Here is a 21,920-nt window from a genome sequence, read left to right on the forward strand (position 1 = left end):
ATTGTAACAAACAACCAGCATACTTGCAATACTTTTTTATGATAAGTATTGTTTGGTTATTTTTTCTAGATTTTCTTTTTTATAATACATAAAAAAGCCGCGGTATACCGCGGCTCTTTCTTATCGTTTTCCTTCTACCTTAATCATGTCAACAAACGCATCTAATGCAATTGTTTCTGATTTTTGTTCACCATATTTACGTACGTTAACGCCATTTTCAGTAACTTCATTGTCACCTACTACAAGCATGTACGGAATCTTTTGCATTTGTGCTTCACGGATTTTGTAACCAATTTTCTCTTCACGAGTGTCTAATTCAACACGGATACCAGCACGTCGTAATTCATCTTGTACTTTCTTCGCATAGTCTAAATGTACTTGCGGAGAAACTGGAATTACTTGCGCCTGAACTGGAGCTAACCAAGTTGGGAATGCGCCTTTGTATTCTTCAATTAAGAAGGCTACGAAACGTTCCATAGTTGATACAACACCACGGTGAATTACAACTGGACGATGTTGTTTACCGTCTTCACCAACGTAAGTTAATTCAAAGCGTTCTGGAAGTAAGAAGTCTAATTGTACAGTTGAAAGTGTTTCGTCTTTTCCAAGAGCAGTACGAACTTGAACGTCAAGTTTCGGACCATAGAATGCCGCTTCACCTTCAGCTTCATAGTAATCAAGACCCATTTCATCCATAGCTTCTTTTAACATACCTTGTGCTTTTTCCCACATCTCATCATCAGCATAATACTTTTTAGTATCTGCTGGGTCACGATAAGATAGACGGAATGAATAGTTTTCTAAACCGAAATCTTTGTACACTTCTAACGTTAAGTTTACAACACGTTTTAATTCTTCTTTAATTTGATCTGGACGAACGAAAATGTGCGCATCATTTAAAGTCATTCCGCGTACACGTTGTAATCCAGATAATGCTCCAGACATTTCATAGCGGTGCATTGTTCCAAGTTCCGCAATACGGATTGGTAATTCACGGTAGCTGTGAATATCATTTTTATAAACCATCATATGGTGAGGGCAGTTCATTGGACGAAGAACTAACTCTTCATTATCCATTTCCATTGATGGGAACATGCCATCACGGTAATGGTTCCAGTGACCAGAAGTTTCATAAAGCTCTCTACTTCCTAATACTGGAGTGTATACGTGATCATAGCCTAAGCTTGCTTCTTTATCAACGATGTAACGCTCGATAATACGGCGAATTGTTGCACCTTTTGGTAACCAAAGTGGTAAACCTTGTCCTACTTTTTGGCTATTAGTAAATAGTTTTAACTCTTTACCTAATTTACGGTGATCGCGTTCTTTCGCTTCTTCAAGCATACGTAAGTGCTCATCTAATTCTGCTTTCTTAACGAATCCAGTACCGTAAATACGTTGTAACATTTTATTATTGCTATCGCCGCGCCAGTAAGCACCAGCAACACTTAATAATTTAAACACTTTAATCTTCCCTGTAGATGGAAGGTGAACACCACGGCAAAGGTCGAAGAATTCGCCTTGCTCATAGATTGAAATAACTGCATCTTCTGGAAGATCGTTAATTAAATCTAATTTTAACTCATCGCCGATTTCTTCAAAGCGACGAAGTGCTTCTGCACGCGGTACTTCATGACGAACGATTTCTAAGTTTTCGTTCACGATTTTTTGCATTTCTTTTTCGATTTTCTTGAAGTCTTCAACTGTAATTGCTTCTTCCATATCAATATCGTAGTAGAAGCCATTTTCGATTACTGGACCAATGCCAAGCTCAAGCTTAACATCTTTATATAAACGTTTTAACGCTTGTGCTAAAAGGTGAGCTGTTGAGTGGCGTAAAATATATAAGCCATCTTCAGAATCTAATGTAATAATAGAAACTGCACCATCTTCTTCGATTGGTGTAACAAGATCGATCATCTCATCGTTTAATTTTCCAGCCACAGCTTTTTTCTTTAAGCCTGGGCTAATAGAAGCTGCGATTTCTTCAGTTGTTACTCCTTTTGGAAACTCCTTCACAGCTCCATCAGGGAAAGTAATTTTAACTACATCTGCCATCACTGGTCACTCCTCTTTTTTTTCAAAATAAAAAACACTCATCCCATAAAAAGGGACGAGTGTTGAATTCGTGGTTCCACCCTTGTTCCAATTAACCTTATTGTTAATTGCTCAAGTTCAACATAACGGTGTTGTCCGTTAGCAATTACTAGAAAAACGTTCACTGCTAAAGTTTAGAGGTGGTAAGTAATAATCCCGTACTAGGAAGCTCGCACCCTAAGGCTTCCCTCTCTGAAAATCGTAGATAACTACTCATATCCTCATCATGACATTTCAATATATTTCATTTATGTAGGTAATTATATGCTCAAAAACTTAGAAAATCAAGGGCGTTACCTTTATTTTTTAAATTTTTCACATTGCGCTCAAACTCATGTAATCCATGTAGTTGCACTCGTTCCTGAAATACATTTCGCAAAGTAATAATCATATTATGATCTTGTTCTTTCGTATATAAATAAATCTTTTTCGGCGAAATAGAAAGAAGTGGTGCAATTACTTTCGTATCGATATATACATCCTGTTTCTTTAATAATTCTTCATCTATATATTGAACCAATTTCTCCTGTTTTAAACGCCTACCTTTATCATCATAGAAAATAAAACTTTCATCAAAAATAAGATGTACACAGGACAAACGTGATTTCCGGCTACTTACTTGTTGGCGAAGTGTCTCAATGAATATTTGGTATTCCTGCTCCATCTTATACTCATCAATTGCAACTTCAGCAAGCTTAGTTACCATTTCCCTATATGTACGAAGACGAAAACGAACGTATGATGAAAACGAGAATGAGAGCGGATCACAAAGCCAATCCTTCAAAGACGACGCAATATAAGATTCAAATTTTTGACGTGTTAAATCACTAGATACTCCTTTTCTTCTTTCCTTTAAAATCTCATGTGCCATATGCAATATTTGATGACACTCTTCTTGTTCTTCATAAAAAAACTTTTCCTTTAAAATGGTGTGAATCCATTCATTTTGTTTCACATTCATAATGAAATATAGTAATACTGGCAATAAAATCTTTTCAATATAATTCGATTCACATAATGGTATATGGATAACAACCTTTTGTTCGTTTAAATATACACTTGTTTCCTTATATAAGGATTCCGTTCTTTTCGTTAGTTGTCTGTATACGTGCACAGCATCATTTTTTTCTTCGAAGCAAATTTCAATCACTTTTGTCCCCCCCTTTATCCCCGCTCTAAAGGATTGCATCTATACGTTACAAATCCTATAAGAGTCCGATCTATGGAAGTTCACTCTTAGTAGAAACCTATCTCCCATTGTTAGAACATCCACTCGATATGGCTTGCTAATTTTATATATATTAAGGGAGGGAGAAAAAAATGATACAAGCTACTCTGAAAAAATGATTAAAATAAAAAAGAGCAAGCTTCTCAGCTCGCTCTTTACTTATTACGACGGTTCTTCCCGCCAATTGGGATTGGCTTCGCTAAATATTTAATTCGTTCCATAATACGGGCCGCTTTCATCTCTTCTGCTTCACCGCGCTGTGTATACGTTAAATGATGTTCCAACTGTTTGAAATCAAAGTTAGATGTAAAGAACGTCGGTAAGTTTTCCAACATACGGAACTGTAAGATTGCACCGAGTACATCATCACGTACAAAACTTGACATCGCTTCTGCCCCGATATCATCTAACATTAATACTTGTACACGTTTGACAGCATCAATCTTTCCGCTAATCGAATTATCTTGAATCGAACTTTTGATTTCACGTAAAAATTCAGGGAAGTATACGAGCATCGAACTAATTTTCTTTCGCGCAAGCTCATTTGCAATTGCCCCTAAAAGATACGTTTTCCCTACACCAAATTTACCGTACAAATATAAACCTTGTGCTTTTTTACCTGGTTCGTATGTGTTTAAAAATTCATTCGTTGCACCTATTGCATCAATACGTGCATCTAAATCTGAAGGGTCTAAATTTTCCATAGTTGCCTGCAAAATGTCAACTGGCATATATACACTTTGAACAAGTTTTTCATATTTTTTTCTCTCATCATATGCTACTTTTCTAATACAACGATCGTATTGAATATCAATCATCTTACCTTGGATGACGAGCTTCGGCTCATATCCTTGTAGCATATTTTTACATGACCCTAAATCTGGACAATCCGCACACCCTACACTTTGTCCAATATATTCATATAACTTCACAAGACTTCGTTCAATCATAGAAGTCGTTACTTCACCTTTATGTTCGTCTATAAATTCTTTCACACGAGGGTGCGCCATCACTTCTGCCTTTAAGACTTCATATCTATTTTTAAAGTTTTTATTTTCCATTAATTTCGTAAATGAATTTTGAATATGCTCCATTTTCTCACCTCAAAGAGCGTTCATTTTCTTTTATTAATCACGCTTATATTTTTTCAATACTTCTTCTAATCGTTTCCGTTCATCTTCTAACGTACTTGCATCTTTTTTCGCACTTACGTCATTTTTTACAGGTTCTTTCTCTTCTTCTTTCGACTCTTCTTTAAGCCAATCTGGTACCATTTCTTTTCTCACTGTTTTCTTCGCTGTACGACCTTTTTTCTTCGTCTCAGCCCACTCTTGATATTGACGATTCTCTTCTTTCGCTAGCGCCATCGCCTCGCCTACTGTACCAACCTTTTTTCGCGCCCAATGTCCAGCAATCTTCTCGACATACGTTTTAGCAAGCTTCATATCTGAGCGTAGCATAACGTAATATATAAGTACATTCACAACCCCTGGCGTTAACTTTTGGTTTATCATTACATCCTCAACGATTTGCAAGTCCGCTTTCGTCGCCTCTGCACCACCTGAAATCTCTTTCAATAGTTGTTTTGGCGAGATTTCCTCTAACTGCTTCATTAGCATCTCTTCTTGCGTAGATGGCTCTTTCTCTTTCATTGTACGAGCAGCATGAGGTTGCACTCTTTCACTTAATACAGGTAACGCTTGACCATTTTCGAATTGATACCAATCGCGTGCTCCCTTCCGAAGCCTTTCGATATCAATTGTTTGCACTTCTGTCACTGCGCCAAGAACGATATTTTGCATCGATAACACATCCACACCGTACACATAAGCGAGTGTAATAACACATTCTCTCACTTGATCTGTAATCGCCTTTTTAGGAACAAGCGCTGATAGTCCGTCTACAAATAAAGAGAAATCAAAGAAATCGTTCCAAACTTTCGGAGCATCCCCATTCTCGTTACTTGGCATAATTGTCGTTTTCGGGATACGCAGTTCTTCTTGCGCATATTCAAACTGACCTGGGTTAAACGAATCAAATATATCGTTGAAGGAGCGCGTAACATTTTCATAAGAAGCAAAATCGAATTCTTCTTCTAAGAAATATTGCTTTACTTGGTTGTATTTTGTCCGACTCAAGCGATTATATAAAAAGATACTTAAAACAATATCATCAAAAAACTGCTTCGGAGATAAAGGTGGTTGCAATTCATATATAAACATCCGAATATCTTTTTCTTTCTTAATATATACATTTAAAAGACCAATCGCTTCTAACTTTACTCGTTCCCCATATATTTCAGGAAGTTGCATTTGCATAGTCACCATAAGGGAGTGATGTGTATTCTCTTTTCCAAACACACGATCTTGCTCTAACTCTCCCCATAGTGTCATGTATAAGCTAAAAGCTCTACTACCTATTAACGGCTGATACAACATCGTTAATACTTTCCGGTCGTAATTATGTAACAACCCTTTCGCACTTACTTTATAACGATCAATCGGCAATAGCTCCATCCATGACTGTTTTTCCATTCTTGCTTTTCCTTTCTCTCATCCAATCTAGCCTACATTTCACTCGTTCTATCTTTATTATATAATTTATTAGCGAAAAAGAGCTATTAGCTTCCGCTTCTAGCTCTCTTATCTCGTTTACTTACAGTATATAAAGAGATTCCTTCTACTCTCTCTCTTTTGCAGTATATCTTTTAATTCTTCAATAAATACATTTAAATCTTTAAATTGACGATACACAGAAGCAAAACGTACGTACGCAACATCATCAATATCACGAAGTTCTTCCATAACAATTTCACCAATCATATCACTTTTCACTTCTGATATACCTAAGTTACGAAGTTCACGCTCCACACTTTGTGTTACTTCCTCTAACTGCCTTAAAGATACAGGTCTTTTTTCACACGCTTTAATTAAACCGCGTAAAATTTTCTCTTTATTAAACTCTTCTCGTGTTCCTTCTTTTTTAACAACGATAAGAGGTGATTCTTCTACTCTTTCAAATGTCGTAAAGCGACTTAAACAACTTTCACACTCTCTTCTTCTTCGAATAGAGCGCCCCTCGTCTACCGGACGCGAATCTAACACTCTTGTTCCATTATGAAAACAGGATGGACAACGCAATTCATTCACTCCTTTACACTATAATCTTTATTCTTTCGCTACTCACCTACATGTGAAAATATATATACAATATTATATAACTCATTCTTCTATAATGACCACTCTAAGTTATTACATATCGTGATCCTATTTTATATAAACTAAAAAAGAGGTGCATTATACACCTCTTTACATTTTAAATCAATTATGTTCTTTTTTAAAGAGCTTTTGTTTCTCTCTGCTTAATTTCGAAGCTACCAGTGCCTCGAGGAAGCTCGATGCTCTCACGCGTTTTCGCGTTTAAACCTTCTGCAATATATTCTGCAGCAACATTTGGATCAATACGATCCCCACAAGTATAAACATCAATACTTGCGTAACCGTGCTCCGGAAAGCTATGAATTGTTAAATGTGATTCCGAGATAATTACTACTCCACTTACACCTTGTGGTGCAAATTTATGAAAAGCAACCTCACGTACTTCAGCACCAGCTCTTAGTGCTGCATCCACAAATAATTGTTCAATATACGGCATGTCATTAAGCTTGTCGAAATCGCAATCCCAAAGTTCAGCGATCACGTGACGACCCATCGTATCCATAGTATCCATTCTACAGTTCCCCCTTGTAAATTTATTCTAACTGTTCGAATTGAAAACTAATTTGCAATTTGGCTTGCTCCACTACCACGGGGGAAAGTTAGTCCAGAGAGGTCCTAACCCTTTAAGTAGTGACTACGTACCTCAGCTCTTAAGTTTACGAGTGTTAGTATACTTTGTTTATTTTCATTTTGCAACAACAGTTTTTTCGATTTTCTGTCATATTTTCCTCTTTACTTTTCCCTAAAAAAAATTAATGATTCACGAATACAGTAATCCCAACGTTTCGTGGTATGTCCACTATTTAAAAATATACTTATATAATTTTTTTCCTTTTCAGAAAAAAATAAAAAAGAGGGCAAATTTTCACTTGCCCTCTCTCGTTCACTTAAATATGTTGCACATTTTTTTGTTTCGCTAATTCATCAACAACTAACGTTACAAGATCTACAACACGACGAGAGTAGCCCCACTCGTTATCATACCAAGCAAGTACTTTCACTTTACGATTACCCATTACCATTGTAGACAAACCATCAATAATAGCTGAGTGTGTATTTGTATTAAAATCGATAGACACTAAAGGCTCTTCGCTGAATTCTACAATTCCTTTTAATGCACCGTTTGCAACAGTTTTGAACGCTTCATTAATATCTTCAACTGTTACATCACGTTTTACGTCTACTACTAGGTCAACAAGAGACACGTTTGGTGTTGGTACACGAAGTGCCATACCATGAAGTTTTCCGTTTAAGTGTGGAAGAACTTTTGCTAGCGCTTTTGCAGCACCCGTCGTTGTTGGAATGATAGACTGTCCGCAAGCACGCGCTCTTCTTAAATCTTTATGTGGGTTATCAATATTTTTTTGGTCATTTGTATAAGCATGAACAGTTGTCATTAAACCGTTTTCAATTCCGAACTGCTCATCTAACACCTTTACAACAGGCGCTAAACAGTTTGTTGTACAAGATGCATTTGAAATAACAGTATGCTTTGTAATATCTAATTGGTCTTCGTTCACACCAACTACGATTGTTACATCTTCATTTTTACCAGGTGCTGTTAAAATAACTTTTTTCGCTCCAGCTTCAACATGAAGAATTGCTTTTTCTTTCGAGTTAAATTTACCAGTTGCTTCAATTACAACTTCAACACCTAGATCTTTCCAAGGCAACTCCTTTGGATCGCGGTTGTTTAAAAGGCGAATCATTTTCCCATCAACTAGTAAGTGATCTTCAAATGCTTCCACTGTTCCGTCAAACTTTCCATGAACTGTATCATATTTAATTAAATGCGCTAACGTTTCTGATGGATAGCTTGCATTTATCGCTACAATTTTGAATGCGCTTTCTTTTATTGCTTGACGAAATACCATTCTCCCGATACGTCCAAATCCATTAATTGCCACACGAGTCATAATATGTTATCCCCCTTGAATGCGTTATACTATTTATCTCCAATCCCAATAATAGTATAACACAAAAAGGAGATATGTCACTAAGCATTTTCATTAATTTCACAATTTTTTAATCAATAATGTTCCATTCTTTCAAAATAGAAGCTAATTGTGTTTTCGTTCCAGTAATTGTGCCATCATTATAAATTACCTCATCTGCCTTCTTTACTTTTTCTTCTAACGGCATTTGAGATTGAATACGAGCCGTTGCTTCTTCTTCTGAAAAGTTATTTCGTTTCATTAAACGTTCCAATTGCGTATTCGGTGTGACTGCTACAACTAAAACACGATCAACGAGATTTGTTAATTTACTTTCAAACAAAAGAGGGATATCTAACACAACCGCTTGCATACTTTCTTTTATGTACATCTCCTTTTGTGCATTCATTTCTTCACGCACTGCAGGATGAACAATTTCGTTTAACTGCAATCGTTTTTCTTCATTATAAAAAACGACACTCCCAAGCTTTGGTCGATCAAGCTCTCCATCTTTTTGTAACACTTCCGTTCCGAACACCTCTACAATTTTGTTATATGCCGGTTTTCCTCGTTCTACAACTTCTCGCGCAATAATATCTGCATCAATAACCGGTATACTCATTTCACGAAACATTTCTGATACCGTACTTTTTCCGCTTGCAATGCCTCCTGTTAATCCAATTACTACTGTCATAATAATCCCCCTCACAATATTAAAGGCGCGAAACTAATGTTCCACGCCCCTACTTACATTTTCCAAATCCCAATAATAATGAGTAATACCCCAGGCAGGAATGTAAATTTTTGTAACCATTTCATATTTGATAAAATCGTACCGAGCTTCATTCCAATAAATAAAAATAAAGAACTCATAACCGCGACTAATACCGCCATCATCGCGGGTGCATAACCTAATAAAGATGCACCAATTCCAGCACCAAACGAATCTATAGAAAGAGCAATACCGAGAAGTAACGCTTCTCCTGCAGAGATAGTTCCTGATTTATCAAAATCCGCAACAGTCGGCTTCCGCAAAATTTGAATCACTAACCCTAGCGAAGCAATTTCTAGTTTCCAAACCTTTTCCTCTTGCTTCGGTTCTTCTTTTTTATCACTTCGAAAAAATTGATATAATACCCAAATACCTATTCCAATAAGAACAAATCCGCCGATACGCGTTGCGATAACAGGTGAAAATATTTTCGCGATCATATGTCCAATCCCCATGGAAACGAGCATTACAGCTGCTGAACAGATCCCGATAATTATAATTGATCTTAGTGGAATTCTTACGCTCCTTAACCCGTATGTTAGCCCTACACTACAGCTATCTAAGCTTAATGTAAAAGCTAATAAAATAAGAGATAAATAAAGGTACATCGGTAAGCTCCTCCCTTATACATAGCTCTGCTCTATGTATATGACAAATGCCTATCCGATGTTATCCCTTTTCTATATTCTAGGTTGGCAAATTGGGCAGTAATGTGTTCCCCTTCCGCCAACAACTGTTTTTTCTAATATCGTACCGCAAGTCACACATGGTTCTCCTTTTTTCCCATATACATTTAGAAGTTCTTGGAACGAACCAATTTGTCCTTGTGAATTAATATACGTTCTAATTGTACTTCCGCCTCGCTTAACAGCTTCGCCCAGCGTTGTAACAATCGCCTCGTAAATTCTTTCTATTTCTTCTTCTGTTAAAGATGCAGCTTCTCGTTCCGGATGAATTTGCGAACGGAATAATACTTCATCTACATATATATTTCCAAGCCCTACTAAAAGACGCTGATCTAATAATACGACTTTTATTTTGCGATTTGTCTTTTGCAATCTTTCTTGTAAGTACTGCGGTGTCAATTCAGCATCAAATGGCTCTGGTCCTAAATCTGCAAGAGGCATTTGCGTAAACTCTTCACCTTTCTTAAAGAGATGCATCGTACCAAACTTTCTCACATCTTTATAATGTAATTCAGTTCCATCTTTAAATAAGAAACGTACGTGTGTATGTTTATCAATTGGCTCATCCTCTTGATGAAGTAAAAACTTACCTTCCATACGCAAATGTGAAACAATTACATAGTTCGTTACATACAAAAGCAAAAACTTACCTCTTCGCTTTATATTCTCGATCATTTCGCCTCTTAGCATGTCTTTAAAGATTTCTGCATCGTCCGGTCGTTTCACTATTTTTGGATAGGTGACAATTACATCTTCGATCACTTTTCCTGTTACAAGATTTTCAAGCGTCCGTCTAACATTTTCAACCTCTGGTAATTCCGGCATTTCATCACGTCCTTATTTCGCATCGTACCAAGTTGGACCGTAAGAATAATCAACTTTCAATGGAACGGCTAGTTCAATTGCATGCTCCATTACTTCAGGTACAAGCTTCTCTAATTTTTCAATTTCTTCTTTTGGTGCTTCAAATATCAATTCATCGTGTACTTGCAGAAGAAGACGCGCTTGTAATCCTTCTTCTTCTAGACGATCTGCCATAATAATCATCGCTTTTTTAATAATATCAGCCGCACTACCTTGAATTGGTGTATTCATAGCTGTACGCTCAGCAAAGCTACGTAAATTGAAATTACGACTCGTAATTTCCGGAATATAACGGCGACGATTTAATAATGTAACCACATATCCTTTTTGTTTCGCATCTTTTACGATTTCATCCATGTATTCTTGTACACCAGGGAAACTTTCTAAATACTTTTCAATAAATTCCGCTGCTGCTTTTCTTGTAATTCCTAAGTTTTGCGAAAGACCATAATCACTAATACCATACACAATTCCGAAGTTAACAGCTTTTGCTTGTCGTCTCATGTTAGATGTTACTTCATCTTTCCCAACACCAAATACATCCATAGCTGTTTTCGTATGAATATCCATGTCATGTTGGAACGCTTCAACTAACCCTGGATCTTTTGCAATGTGAGCAAGCACACGAAGTTCGATTTGTGAATAATCAGCCGCGTACATGATCCATCCTTCTTCTGATGGAACGAATGCCTGACGAATCTTTCTTCCTTCTTCTAAGCGAATCGGGATATTTTGTAAGTTCGGATCTGTTGAACTTAATCGACCTGTTTGCGTTAACACTTGATTAAAACGAGTATGGATTTTAGATGAATCTTCATGTACAACTTTCAATAAACCTTCAATGTAAGTTGAATTTAGCTTTCCTAATTGACGGTAATGTAAAATATTCGGAATAATTTCATGACGATCCATAAGTTTATCTAATACATCCGCCGACGTAGAATAACCTGTTTTCGTCTTTTTAATAACTGGTAAGTTTAAATTCTCAAACAGAATAACCCCAAGTTGCTTCGGTGAATTAATATTAAATTCTGTTCCCGCAAGCTTATAAATTTCCTGTTCCATTTCCTTTAATCTACCTGCAAGTTCTTCTCCCATATTACGAAGACGCTCCGTATCAACTTTTACACCTTTCACTTCCATATCAGCTAATACACGTGCAAGTGGTAATTCTAATTCCGTAAATAATTCATATTGCTCGTTCTTTTTTAATTCTTCTAAGAACGTTTGCTTTACATCATATAATACATGCACTTTACGAGCTACATGCTCCGCTACTACCTCTAGCCCCGGAACAGCACGCTTCGCACCTTTCCCGTAAACTTCTTCGTCAGATTTTACGGCATGCGTTTCTTTCATTTTCGCTACAGTACGGAAATCTTTATCTGTATCGGCTGGATCAAGTAAATAAGCGGCAATTAATAAATCAAAGTCAATCCCTTGAATATCTACACCTTTCCATTTGAGAGCAACGATAGCACGCTTCGCATCAAATGTATGTTTTCTCATTTCTCCATTTGCAAGCCACTCTTTAAAAGCATCCGATTTAAGAGCAACATCGGCTGGAATGAAGTAACAACCATTTTCATTTTGAATACCAAAACCTTGAATATCGGCTTTATGATAATTATCTTCTTGCACTTCAACAATAAGCGCACTATCTTGCTGAAGCATTTCTTCTGTAACTTCTTCTACAATATCAAATGTAATATCATCTAATTCGGCTGGAGCCGTTTCCTCCGGCGTAACACCTAACTTATTTAAAAGGGATGTAAATCCTAAATTCTCGAACATTGGAATCAAATCGCTCGGTTCATACCCTTTATATTCCATATCATCTACATGCACAGTAATCGGTGCGTCTGTAATAATAGTCGCAAGTTCTTTACTCATAAGAGCTTGTTCTTTATTCGCTTCTAACTTTTCTTTTAATTTCTTTCCACTCACTTGATCTAAGTTTTCATATACTGCTTCTACCGTTTCAAATTGCGTTAATAATTTAATGGCTGTCTTCTCACCAACACCTGGTACACCTGGAATGTTATCCGATTGGTCTCCCATTAAACCTTTCATATCGATAATTTGCTTTGGTGATAAGCTATATTTCTCAAATAAAGCTTCTTTCGTATATTCATCTACTTCCGTAATCCCTTTGCGAGGAATACATACGAGTGTATTATCTGAAACAAGTTGCAGTAAATCTTTATCTCCTGAAATAACTTTAACATGAAACCCTTGCTCACTCGCTTCTTTCGCTAACGTTCCCATAATGTCATCCGCTTCATAATTTTCCAGCTCATAACGCGGTACATTGAATGCATCAAGCACCTCACGAATAAACGGGAATTGCTCTGATAACTCAGGTGGAGTCTTTTGACGCCCTCCCTTGTAATCACTATACGTTTTATGACGGAATGTTGTTTTCCCCGCATCAAACGCCACAAGCATATGCGTCGGTTTTTCTTCCTCTAGTATCCTCATTAACATCATTGTAAAACCATAAATTGCATTCGTATGTATACCTTTGTCGTTATTTAAAAGCGGTAGTGCAAAGAAAGCACGATACGCGATATTATTACCATCTACTAATACGACTTTTTTTTCCAAACTACAAACCTCCCCATACATATTTGAAACGGTTTTTTCCACAGAAAAAAAACCGTTCCTGTCCTCTCTCTATATTAACATGACTAATAGAGAGAAGAAAAATAACGGTTTTTTTCTATCATATATAAACAGACTTACATTGGCATAAAGGGAAGTGACGAGAATAGCATAACTACTCTCGTCCAAAATTACTCCTTGGATGAAGGGGTTTTCATATATTATATTAACAGAGCTTTATTAATATTTAATTAAGCCATTGTTAATATATTGTAAATATCCTTCATCCTATTTTTCAGTAGCTGATTTTGGCAAAACAACTGTAAATGTTGTTCCTTCCCCAACCTCACTATCCACTGTAATCGTACCTTGATGCGCTTCAACTAAATGTTTTACAATTGATAAACCAAGACCCGTTCCACCCGTATTTCTACTTCTTGCTTTATCCACTCGGTAAAAGCGTTCAAAAATACGTGGGATTTCCTCTTTACTAATACCAATTCCAGTATCAGATACTTTTATATAAGCATTATATTTATCTTCTGCCAATTCAACAGAAACAACGCCTCCAGCCGGTGTATATACAATCGCGTTATTAATTAAATTAATAAAGATTTGTTTCAAGCGGCCTGGATCTCCAATAACGGAAACTCGTTTCAATGCATTCACTTGTAAAGAGATTTCTTTTTCTCCCGCTTTATTATCAAGCACCATATGAATATCTTCAAGAAGTTCCTTCATATCAACGGTCCCCATATTTAGTTTAAACCCTTGTTGCTCGATCTTTGACAAGTCTAATAAATCTTCAATTAATCCTTGCATGCGTTCACTTTCTTTTAAAATAATATGTAAGAAATGTTCGCAGAATTTTTTATTATCCATAGCCCCATCCAAGAGCGTTTCGGAAAAACCTTTAATAGAAGTAATTGGAGTCTTTAGTTCATGAGAAACATTCGCTAAAAAGTCTTTTCTCATTTGTTCTAATTTCTTTAACTCTGTTATGTCATGGAACACAAGAACAATACCTTTCCATTCATGGTTCGTCCCGATAATCGGCGCTCCATATACTTCAAAGTGCTTTCGCTCAATTCCAAGCGGCAATAACATTTGTTTACGCACTTTCACTTCTGTCATAAAGATTTCTTCCACAAGCTCAATAATTTCTGTATGATGAAACGATTCATAATATAAGCGATCTAAATATTCTTCATCTGTTACGTGGAAAGTTTCCTTATAAGAACGGTTTACAAGGTTTATATAACCGCGGCTATCAATTAAAATCATTCCACTTCCCATATTTTCAATTAACGTATGCAGACGATCCTGTTGCATTTCCTGCTCAAGAGTCATCTCTTGTAAATTACGAGCTAAAATATTAATCGCTTTACTCAGCATTCCTGTTTCATCCGAATGACTTTCATAAGCGCGTGCTTTATAATTTCCCTTCGCTAATTCAATGGCAACTTTCGTAACCGATTCAATCGGCCTAATATATTGCCCCGTAATTTTCATACCTAAAAATACGACTACGAGACAAGCGATAACAAATCCTATAATTAATAATCCCCACGTTTTTTGATGTACGTCTTTCAATGGCTCAATTGTACTTTTCACCAAAATATATCCTTGTTTTCCTGCTAGATCTTGAACGAACACCGCATGATAAAATTCATTCTTTTGATCTGTTTCTTGCGTAATCACTTTACTTCGTTGTTTTGCCGCTTCAGAAGAAAGTTCTTTAATCATCTCTTGATTAAATGCAGATGGTTGCCCTCCGCTATATTGAACTTTCTTTTTTTCATCAACAAATATAATAGAAGCTGGTATTTTTTCTTCTAACTTTTCAAATACATAAGGCTTTTTTAAAACAGCATCAAACCCTTGCTCTTCTGCTAATACCGCAACATACTGTGTCTCTTTTATCATTCTCTCTTTAGCATGATCTATATAGTAGTTTTCAAATACAGTTTCTAATAATACACCTAGTCCAACTAAAATAAAAACGATAAGAGAAACAAATGTAAAAAGAAGCCTGGAACGAAACTTATTCATCCACTTTTGGCTCCTCTAATTTATAACCTAAACCACGTATCGTTTTAATGTACGTCGGTTTTTTCGTATTTTGTTCAATTTTATCGCGCAAATGGCTAATATGGACATCAACAATTCTTGTATCACCGGCAAAATCATAATTCCATACAGCACTTAATAATTGGTCACGAGTTAATACACGACTTTTATTTTTCGCAAGATAAACAAGTAACTCAAATTCTTTCGGTGTTAATTCCAGTTTCCTTCCTTGGAAGTACGCTTCATAAAACTCCGGTAAAATTTTAAGCTCTGCAATTTTGATGCTCTCTTCATCTGGCGATTCTGAAACTTGTTCTTCCTGCTGTAATTTCGTACGGCGTAAAATCGCCTTCACACGAGCAACAACTTCCCTTGGACTAAATGGCTTCGTCATATAATCATCAGCCCCAAGCTCAAGACCTAGCACCTTATCAAATTCATCATCTTTTGCTGTTAACATTAAAATCGGCGTCATAATACGCTGCAATCGTAATTCTTTACAAACTTCCATACCATCCATTTTTGGAAGCATTAAATCTAATATAATTAAATCTGGGCGTTCTGTAGTCGCTTTTTGAAGCGCCATTTCTCCATCCATTGCTGTAATAACTTCAAACCCAGCTTGTTGTAAATTAAATTCAATTAAAGTTAAGATAAATTCCTCATCATCAACTACTAAAATACGATTGTTCATTCTTTTCCTCCAAGTTATAGACTTGAAACCTTCTTCATCCTAGTATTTCCCCCGTTATTCTCATCATACTAGAAAACAAGGTCTCCCTCAATATAATTGTCTATTCATGGAGCTCGTTTGTACTAAAGTTTCGGAAAATAAAAGCAATCGTAACTTCATTCCCTCTATCCGGTCGCTATCCAAACTTTATAGATGAATCTATCTTTTTTAAACTCTTCTTCCGTATGAACTATAAACTCTCGATTTTGCGCTAGGAAAAACGAAAGAGCATACGCAATTTTATAATCTGGTGTTTCATATCCATCAAATACTTTCCCGTACATTTCATTCGCGATTGAATCGGCCCATACTTCAGCTTCTCTTATCGTTTCAAAAATAATGTCTTCCCTCTCCCATTTCACAGTTATATCACCCTTTCCAAACAAAAAGTAGCGCTAGCATACCCTTAATAAGAATATGACTAACGCTACTTTTATATCATTCTAACTTTCATTTTTTAAAAATTATCTAATGCTTTTTCCATAATGGAAACAGATTTAAAAGGTGGTGTTACTGTTAATGAACCTTTTACAACAGTTTCTCCTTTTTCATCATGAGCAAATACAAGCATATCAATTGTATGTTCCTCCTCTGAAACAGCCACAACTTCAAAGTGGATTTGTAACGTTTCATAATGGTGAACATGTTTCACGAACGTAAGGTCCTTCCTAGTAATATGACTACCTGGACCTGGTAAATATTTCGTAACCGCCGTTGTAATCAGCCCCGTTAGCATAATGCTTGGGACAATCGGCTTTTCATACGGAGTTTGGGATGCGTAATCATGCTGAATATATAATGGATTGGCATCATTCGTTAACCCTAAGTACAATAACAAATCTTTATCCTCAATTTTTTCAGTGATAGATAATTTCTCTCCTACTGTAATTTCATCCATTCTACGACCAATTTGAACTTTTTTCTTTAACATGTTACAACCCCCTCCGATTTTTTCACCTTATTATCCTACTAAAAGCGATACCTTATCCGAAATTTACTGTGATGAGGGCAATGTATAGTATAAGTCTATAGTTTCATTATAGGATACACCAAATGATAGCGTTTTCATATTATTTCAAAAAAACATTTCAATATATAGTAGAAAAAGATTCGGGGCCCCGAATCTTTTTCCACTTATATTTAATTATTAAACAAGAACTTTCATAACGTTACGTACAGATTCTACAGAGCGATCTAACGCTTCTTTCTCATCTGCAAGAAGTTCTAATTCAATAATTTTTTCAATTCCGTTACCACCTAGAATTACTGGTACCCCTAAGTAAAGGTCACTATAACCATATTCACCTTCAAGGTACGCAATAGCTGGTAATACACGGCGTTGATCTTTCAAGATCGCTTCTGTCATTTCAACTAAAGAAGCTGCTGGTGCGTAATATGCACTACCGTTTCCTAATAAGCCTACAATCTCACCGCCACCTTTACGTGTACGTTCTACGATTGCTTCTAAACGCTCTTTTGGAATTAATGTTTCTAACGGAATGCCACCTGCATAGGAATAGCGTACAAGAGGTACCATATCGTCACCATGTCCACCAAGAACAAATCCTGTAATGTCTTTCACAGAAAGGTTTAACTCTTGTGAAATAAATGTACGGAAACGAGCTGTATCTAATACACCCGATTGACCGATAACACGCTCTTTCGGGAATCCTGCTTCTTTAAATACAGAATATGTCATTGCATCAACTGGATTTGTTAATACAAGAATAATCGCATTTGGTGAATGTTTTGCAATGTCGCGCGTAATACTTTTCATAATTTTAGAGTTTGTTGCTACTAAGTCATCACGGCTCATACCAGGCTTACGCGCAATACCTGCTGTAATAACGACAACGTCAGAATCAGCAGTATCTGCGTAATCAGATGTACCAATAATGTTAGCATCAAAACCTTGTACTGGGCTCGCTTCTAACATATCTAACGCTTTCCCTTTTGTTGGATTTTCCAGCTGTGGAATGTCCACTAATACAACATCTGCAAGTTCTTTTTGTGCTAATAAGAATGCTGTTGTTGCTCCTGTAAATCCTGCACCGATGACTGAAACTTTCTTGCGTTTGATTGTCATAATTTACCCCCCGCTTTAATTATGCGTTTTTGATTATCGCTACATCCATGTTTTTAATAAGTTCATTAGCGAACTCAGAACATTTCACTTCTGTTGCACCTTCCATTAAGCGTGCGAAATCATAAGTTACTACTTTTGATTCAATTGTTTTCTCAACTGAATCAGTTACTAAATTCGCAGCTTCGTTCCATCCTAGGTGCTCTAATAATAATACACCAGAAAGAAGAACTGAAGATGGGTTTACTTTATCTAAACCTGCATATTTTGGAGCTGTACCATGTGTAGCTTCAAAGATAGCATGTCCAGTCACATAGTTAATGTTTGCACCAGGTGCAATACCAATTCCACCTACTTGTGCAGCAAGTGCATCAGAGATGTAGTCTCCGTTTAAGTTCATTGTTGCAACAACATCAAACTCACGTGGACGAGTTAAAATTTGTTGTAAGAAGATATCTGCAATAGAATCTTTTACGATGATTTTCCCAGCCACTTCTGCGTCTGCCATCGCTTTATTCGCTGCATCTTTACCATCTTTTTCAACGATACGATCATATTCAGCCCAAGTAAATACTTTGTCGCCGAATTCTTGTTCCGCTACTTCGTAACCCCAGTTTTTGAAAGCACCTTCTGTAAATTTCATAATGTTTCCTTTATGAACTAATGTAACAGAAGAGCGTTTTTCGTTAATTGCATATTGAATTGCAGCGCGAACAAGACGCTTTGTCCCTTCCTCTGAAATTGGTTTAATACCAATCCCTGATGTTTCTGGGAAGCGGATTTTATTAACACCCATTGCTTCTTTTAAGAAAGCAAGAACTTTTTCTGCTTCTGGAGAACCTTGTGCATATTCAATTCCAGCGTAAATGTCTTCTGTATTTTCACGGAAAATAACCATATCAGTATCTTCCGGACGTTTTACAGGTGAAGGAACACCTTCAAAATAACGAACTGGACGTAGACATACATATAAATCTAATTCTTGACGAAGCGCTACGTTTAGAGAACGAATACCACCGCCAACTGGAGTTGTAAGTGGACCTTTAATTGCGATTAAATATTCACGAATTAAATTTAAAGTCTCTTCTGGTAACCACTCGCCTGTTTGGTTGAATGCTTTTTCCCCTGCAAGCACTTCTTTCCAAACGATTTTCTTCTCACCATCATAAGCTTTTTCAACTGCTGCTTCTATTACGCGAGATGCTGCAGCCCAAATATCAGGACCAATTCCATCTCCTTCGATAAATGGAATAATCGGATTGTTTGGTACATTCATAACACCATTAGTTACAGTAATTTTTTCACCTGTCGTCAATGTGATAACCCCCATGTTTGAAATTTCATATGTATGAAACTGAGGGAATAACCCCTCAGTTCAAACCGTTAGTCAAATTTAAATATTCTAATCATTACATCTTCCCAAAAAAATCAGACTTTTGAAAGCGTATTTTCACTATCAAAATAGTGTTTTTCGCTTATCGTTGCGCTAGCGGAACGTACACTTGATGTGTCGGTCCATCATAATCAGCACGCGGACGGATTAAACGGTTGTTTTCATATTGTTCTAGAATATGAGCTAACCAGCCTGACATACGGCTAATTGCAAAGATAGGTGTAAATAAGTCATGGTCAATTCCTAAACAATGGTATACAGAAGCTGAATAGAAATCAACATTTGGTGGAAGACCTTTTTCTTTTGTTACAATGTCTTCAATTTTGATAGACATATTATACCATTTGTCTTCTCCTAAAAGCACGCATAATCTCTTAGACATTTCGCGTAAGTGTTTCGCGCGTGGATCACCATGCTCATATACGCGATGACCAAATCCCATAATTTTCACTTTATTTTGAAGAGCATTATGAATATATGATTCTACATTTTCTTCTTCGCCAATTTCAGTTAACATCTTCATTACATTTTCATTTGCCCCGCCGTGAAGAGGACCTTTTAATGCACCGATTGCTGCTGTAATACCAGAATACACATCTGAAAGTGTAGCTACGCAAACACGTGCAGTAAATGTAGAAGCGTTTAACTCATGATCGGCATGAAGTACAAGTGCCTTATCAAAAGCCTCAATTTCAACTTCATTTGGCTCACGATCATTTAACATGTACAAGAAGTTTGCAGCTAATGATAGATCTTTTCTTGGCTCAACAACATCTAAACCTTTGCGAATTCTTGCATAAGCCGCAATTAAAGTTCCGACTTGAGCCTGTAATTTAACCGCTTTCAAATAATTAGACTTTCCATCCATTATTTCAGCGCTCTCATCATATAATGATAGCATGGAAATCGCAGTTCGTAAAACCGACATCGGGTGCGCGATTTTTAAATCTACTTGTTTCAAATATGTTAAAACCTCACCTGGTACCTTATAGTATTCAGATACTGTTCCACTAAATTCCGCTAGTTCTTTTTCGTTAGGAAGCTTGCGGTGCCATAATAAGTACACTACTTCTTCGAACGTAGCATTCTCAGCTAAATCATCAATATTATACCCAACATAAGTTAATGTATCATCAATAATAGAGCTCACAGATGATGTTGTTGCTACTACCCCTTCTAAACCTCGAATAACAGTCATGACATTCTCTCCTTTTCCTGAAAATTCTCCCAACCTTGCTCCTTATATCTATTTGCTCCCCTTATAAATTATGAACGCTCGTTCACTCTTTAGGCAAGCAAAATGCACGTTCATGCAAATTTATTGCGATGTTCCCCTCTTATTGTCCATTGCTTACATGGGAAGCATGAGCGTGAATGTCTCCCCGAATCCTCACGCTCAGAACAACAAGTTAGTGAGGAAAATGAATTCCGAAGAGTTTATGATAAAAACAACATAAAACAATATCATTATAAAATTGTTTTATGTTGTTTTTATTTTATCTGGTGTAAAGTCTCTGCTGTTATGTAACTTTTCAAAGTTTCTAATCCTATTATAAACAATTATCTGACTTTTGTGAACAGAAAGAATTCAAAAATTTTATATTACTATAAAATTCCTTATTTAAACATCTGTATAATACTCATAACTGCATAGGCAATTCCAGCCCCAATTAATGGACCTACAGCGACTCCATTAAATAAAGCTACAGCTATAATTGTCCCAAAAACAAGTGCGGTTGTAATATGTGGGTCCGTCGTCAATAATTGTACGCCGCCTTTCGCTAACAAAGCGACCGCCACACCTGAGGCTAAAGCAATCCATGCATAATACGATTTCGCTGCTTCTCCGAGTTGTTTAAAGCCTATTTCCCCTGTCGCAATCGGTACGAGCACTGCTATTGTAATGACTGTTACACCAAGGTTAATCCCTTTCGTTTGTAGATAAGGAAAGACTTTATCTCCTAAAAACGTAAATTTCAATAAGAATAACACTCCAATAGCTACAGTAAGCGATTGGTTTTTAGCAATAAGTCCTATAATAAGTAGTATGAATAAAAATAACGTTGACTGACTAATCATGTTTGCACTTCCTTTCTGAAAATAATGAACTCGCTTCCAAACAAAAATACCTTTAAACCTATCGTTATACATGCTATATCGATGTATATGCAACAATAACCACTTCATTTTTTTCATATTTTAAAATGCCAAACTGAAACTCTAACCATCAAAAATTTA

General features: G+C 36.5%; 19 protein-coding genes and 1 other annotated feature. All 19 genes read right to left on the bottom strand.

What is annotated here, in order from left to right; translation table 11 throughout:
- Positions 1-120: 120 nt before the first annotated feature.
- On the bottom strand, positions 121-2,058 hold the full coding sequence (gene thrS, locus JFU23_RS10810; protein ID WP_002034275.1) for a threonine--tRNA ligase: 1,938 nt from the start codon (positions 2,056-2,058) through the stop codon (positions 121-123).
- Positions 2,059-2,106: 48 nt separating this feature from the next.
- Positions 2,107-2,334 (bottom strand) — a binding site (T-box leader).
- A 31-nt stretch (positions 2,335-2,365) separates the two neighbouring features.
- Positions 2,366-3,247 carry a putative sporulation protein YtxC gene (gene ytxC, locus JFU23_RS10815; RefSeq protein ID WP_201031882.1) on the bottom strand — a complete coding sequence of 294 codons (882 nt, stop codon included), beginning with the start codon at positions 3,245-3,247 and terminating at the stop codon, positions 2,366-2,368.
- 233 nt (positions 3,248-3,480) lie between these two features.
- Positions 3,481-4,419: a primosomal protein DnaI gene (dnaI, locus tag JFU23_RS10820; RefSeq protein WP_002015473.1), complete on the bottom strand. Its 939-nt coding sequence runs from the start codon at positions 4,417-4,419 to the stop codon at positions 3,481-3,483.
- A 33-nt stretch (positions 4,420-4,452) separates the two neighbouring features.
- On the bottom strand, positions 4,453-5,859 hold the full coding sequence (locus tag JFU23_RS10825; RefSeq protein ID WP_002015474.1) for a replication initiation and membrane attachment family protein: 1,407 nt from the start codon (positions 5,857-5,859) through the stop codon (positions 4,453-4,455).
- A 117-nt stretch (positions 5,860-5,976) separates the two neighbouring features.
- On the bottom strand, positions 5,977-6,465 hold the full coding sequence (nrdR, locus tag JFU23_RS10830; protein WP_201031883.1) for a transcriptional regulator NrdR: 489 nt from the start codon (positions 6,463-6,465) through the stop codon (positions 5,977-5,979).
- A gap of 196 nt (positions 6,466-6,661) precedes the next feature.
- Positions 6,662-7,045 carry an adenosylmethionine decarboxylase gene (gene speD, locus JFU23_RS10835; RefSeq protein ID WP_002003660.1) on the bottom strand — a complete coding sequence of 128 codons (384 nt, stop codon included), beginning with the start codon at positions 7,043-7,045 and terminating at the stop codon, positions 6,662-6,664.
- A 385-nt stretch (positions 7,046-7,430) separates the two neighbouring features.
- Positions 7,431-8,459 carry a glyceraldehyde-3-phosphate dehydrogenase gene (locus JFU23_RS10840; RefSeq protein ID WP_201031884.1) on the bottom strand — a complete coding sequence of 343 codons (1,029 nt, stop codon included), beginning with the start codon at positions 8,457-8,459 and terminating at the stop codon, positions 7,431-7,433.
- A gap of 109 nt (positions 8,460-8,568) precedes the next feature.
- The gene (gene coaE, locus JFU23_RS10845) at positions 8,569-9,171 is read right to left on the bottom strand and encodes a dephospho-CoA kinase (protein WP_002129351.1); all 603 of its coding nucleotides are present in this window, start codon (positions 9,169-9,171) and stop codon (positions 8,569-8,571) included.
- Between the two features lie 53 nt (positions 9,172-9,224).
- A complete protein-coding gene (gene ytaF / locus JFU23_RS10850) occupies positions 9,225-9,857 on the bottom strand; it encodes a sporulation membrane protein YtaF (RefSeq protein WP_002129352.1) in 633 nt (210 codons plus the stop codon).
- A 72-nt stretch (positions 9,858-9,929) separates the two neighbouring features.
- The gene (gene mutM, locus JFU23_RS10855; RefSeq protein WP_201031885.1) at positions 9,930-10,760 is read right to left on the bottom strand and encodes a DNA-formamidopyrimidine glycosylase; all 831 of its coding nucleotides are present in this window, start codon (positions 10,758-10,760) and stop codon (positions 9,930-9,932) included.
- 12 nt (positions 10,761-10,772) lie between these two features.
- Positions 10,773-13,406, bottom strand: coding sequence for a DNA polymerase I (polA, locus tag JFU23_RS10860; RefSeq protein WP_201031886.1), 2,634 nt, complete (start codon positions 13,404-13,406; stop codon positions 10,773-10,775).
- A 285-nt stretch (positions 13,407-13,691) separates the two neighbouring features.
- Positions 13,692-15,455 carry a sensory box histidine kinase PhoR gene (gene phoR, locus JFU23_RS10865; protein WP_002167588.1) on the bottom strand — a complete coding sequence of 588 codons (1,764 nt, stop codon included), beginning with the start codon at positions 15,453-15,455 and terminating at the stop codon, positions 13,692-13,694.
- Entirely contained in the window at positions 15,448-16,167 is a 720-nt protein-coding gene (gene phoP, locus JFU23_RS10870; protein WP_002015484.1) for a two-component system response regulator PhoP, read from the bottom strand. Before phoP ends, phoR begins: the two co-directional genes overlap by 8 nt.
- 164 nt (positions 16,168-16,331) lie before the next feature.
- On the bottom strand, positions 16,332-16,568 hold the full coding sequence (locus tag JFU23_RS10875; protein WP_012261807.1) for a hypothetical protein: 237 nt from the start codon (positions 16,566-16,568) through the stop codon (positions 16,332-16,334).
- Positions 16,569-16,663: 95 nt separating this feature from the next.
- Complete coding sequence (locus tag JFU23_RS10880; protein ID WP_002015489.1) at positions 16,664-17,137, bottom strand: MaoC/PaaZ C-terminal domain-containing protein; 474 nt, start codon at positions 17,135-17,137, stop codon at positions 16,664-16,666.
- 216 nt (positions 17,138-17,353) lie between these two features.
- On the bottom strand, positions 17,354-18,292 hold the full coding sequence (mdh, locus tag JFU23_RS10885; RefSeq protein ID WP_002034284.1) for a malate dehydrogenase: 939 nt from the start codon (positions 18,290-18,292) through the stop codon (positions 17,354-17,356).
- 19 nt (positions 18,293-18,311) lie between these two features.
- Positions 18,312-19,604, bottom strand: a complete 1,293-nt coding sequence (icd, locus tag JFU23_RS10890) for an NADP-dependent isocitrate dehydrogenase (RefSeq protein WP_002088934.1) — start codon at positions 19,602-19,604, stop codon at positions 18,312-18,314.
- 160 nt (positions 19,605-19,764) lie between these two features.
- A complete protein-coding gene (citZ, locus tag JFU23_RS10895; RefSeq protein WP_012261808.1) occupies positions 19,765-20,880 on the bottom strand; it encodes a citrate synthase in 1,116 nt (371 codons plus the stop codon).
- Between the two features lie 419 nt (positions 20,881-21,299).
- Positions 21,300-21,761 carry a DUF441 domain-containing protein gene (locus JFU23_RS10900; RefSeq protein WP_000625507.1) on the bottom strand — a complete coding sequence of 154 codons (462 nt, stop codon included), beginning with the start codon at positions 21,759-21,761 and terminating at the stop codon, positions 21,300-21,302.
- Positions 21,762-21,920 lie beyond the last annotated feature (159 nt).

The sequence above is a fragment of the Bacillus sp. TH50 genome, assembly GCF_016650565.1.
Taxonomy (GTDB): domain Bacteria; phylum Bacillota; class Bacilli; order Bacillales; family Bacillaceae_G; genus Bacillus_A; species Bacillus_A mycoides.

What these genes read in the sequence shown, in the direction of transcription:
- JFU23_RS10880 (WP_002015489.1), bottom strand. Translation starts at nt 17,137, where the DNA reads ATGTTAAAGAAAAAAGTTCAAATTGGTCGTAGAATGGATGAAATTACA.
- mdh (WP_002034284.1), bottom strand. Translation starts at nt 18,292, where the DNA reads ATGACAATCAAACGCAAGAAAGTTTCAGTCATCGGTGCAGGATTTACA.
- coaE (WP_002129351.1), bottom strand. Translation starts at nt 9,171, where the DNA reads ATGACAGTAGTAATTGGATTAACAGGAGGCATTGCAAGCGGAAAAAGT.
- JFU23_RS10840 (WP_201031884.1), bottom strand. Translation starts at nt 8,459, where the DNA reads ATGACTCGTGTGGCAATTAATGGATTTGGACGTATCGGGAGAATGGTA.
- mutM (WP_201031885.1), bottom strand. Translation starts at nt 10,760, where the DNA reads ATGCCGGAATTACCAGAGGTTGAAAATGTTAGACGGACGCTTGAAAAT.
- citZ (WP_012261808.1), bottom strand. Translation starts at nt 20,880, where the DNA reads ATGACTGTTATTCGAGGTTTAGAAGGGGTAGTAGCAACAACATCATCT.
- thrS (WP_002034275.1), bottom strand. Translation starts at nt 2,058, where the DNA reads ATGGCAGATGTAGTTAAAATTACTTTCCCTGATGGAGCTGTGAAGGAG.
- dnaI (WP_002015473.1), bottom strand. Translation starts at nt 4,419, where the DNA reads ATGGAGCATATTCAAAATTCATTTACGAAATTAATGGAAAATAAAAAC.
- phoR (WP_002167588.1), bottom strand. Translation starts at nt 15,455, where the DNA reads ATGAATAAGTTTCGTTCCAGGCTTCTTTTTACATTTGTTTCTCTTATC.
- ytaF (WP_002129352.1), bottom strand. Translation starts at nt 9,857, where the DNA reads ATGTACCTTTATTTATCTCTTATTTTATTAGCTTTTACATTAAGCTTA.
- speD (WP_002003660.1), bottom strand. Translation starts at nt 7,045, where the DNA reads ATGGATACGATGGGTCGTCACGTGATCGCTGAACTTTGGGATTGCGAT.
- JFU23_RS10825 (WP_002015474.1), bottom strand. Translation starts at nt 5,859, where the DNA reads ATGGAAAAACAGTCATGGATGGAGCTATTGCCGATTGATCGTTATAAA.
- JFU23_RS10900 (WP_000625507.1), bottom strand. Translation starts at nt 21,761, where the DNA reads ATGATTAGTCAGTCAACGTTATTTTTATTCATACTACTTATTATAGGA.
- phoP (WP_002015484.1), bottom strand. Translation starts at nt 16,167, where the DNA reads ATGAACAATCGTATTTTAGTAGTTGATGATGAGGAATTTATCTTAACT.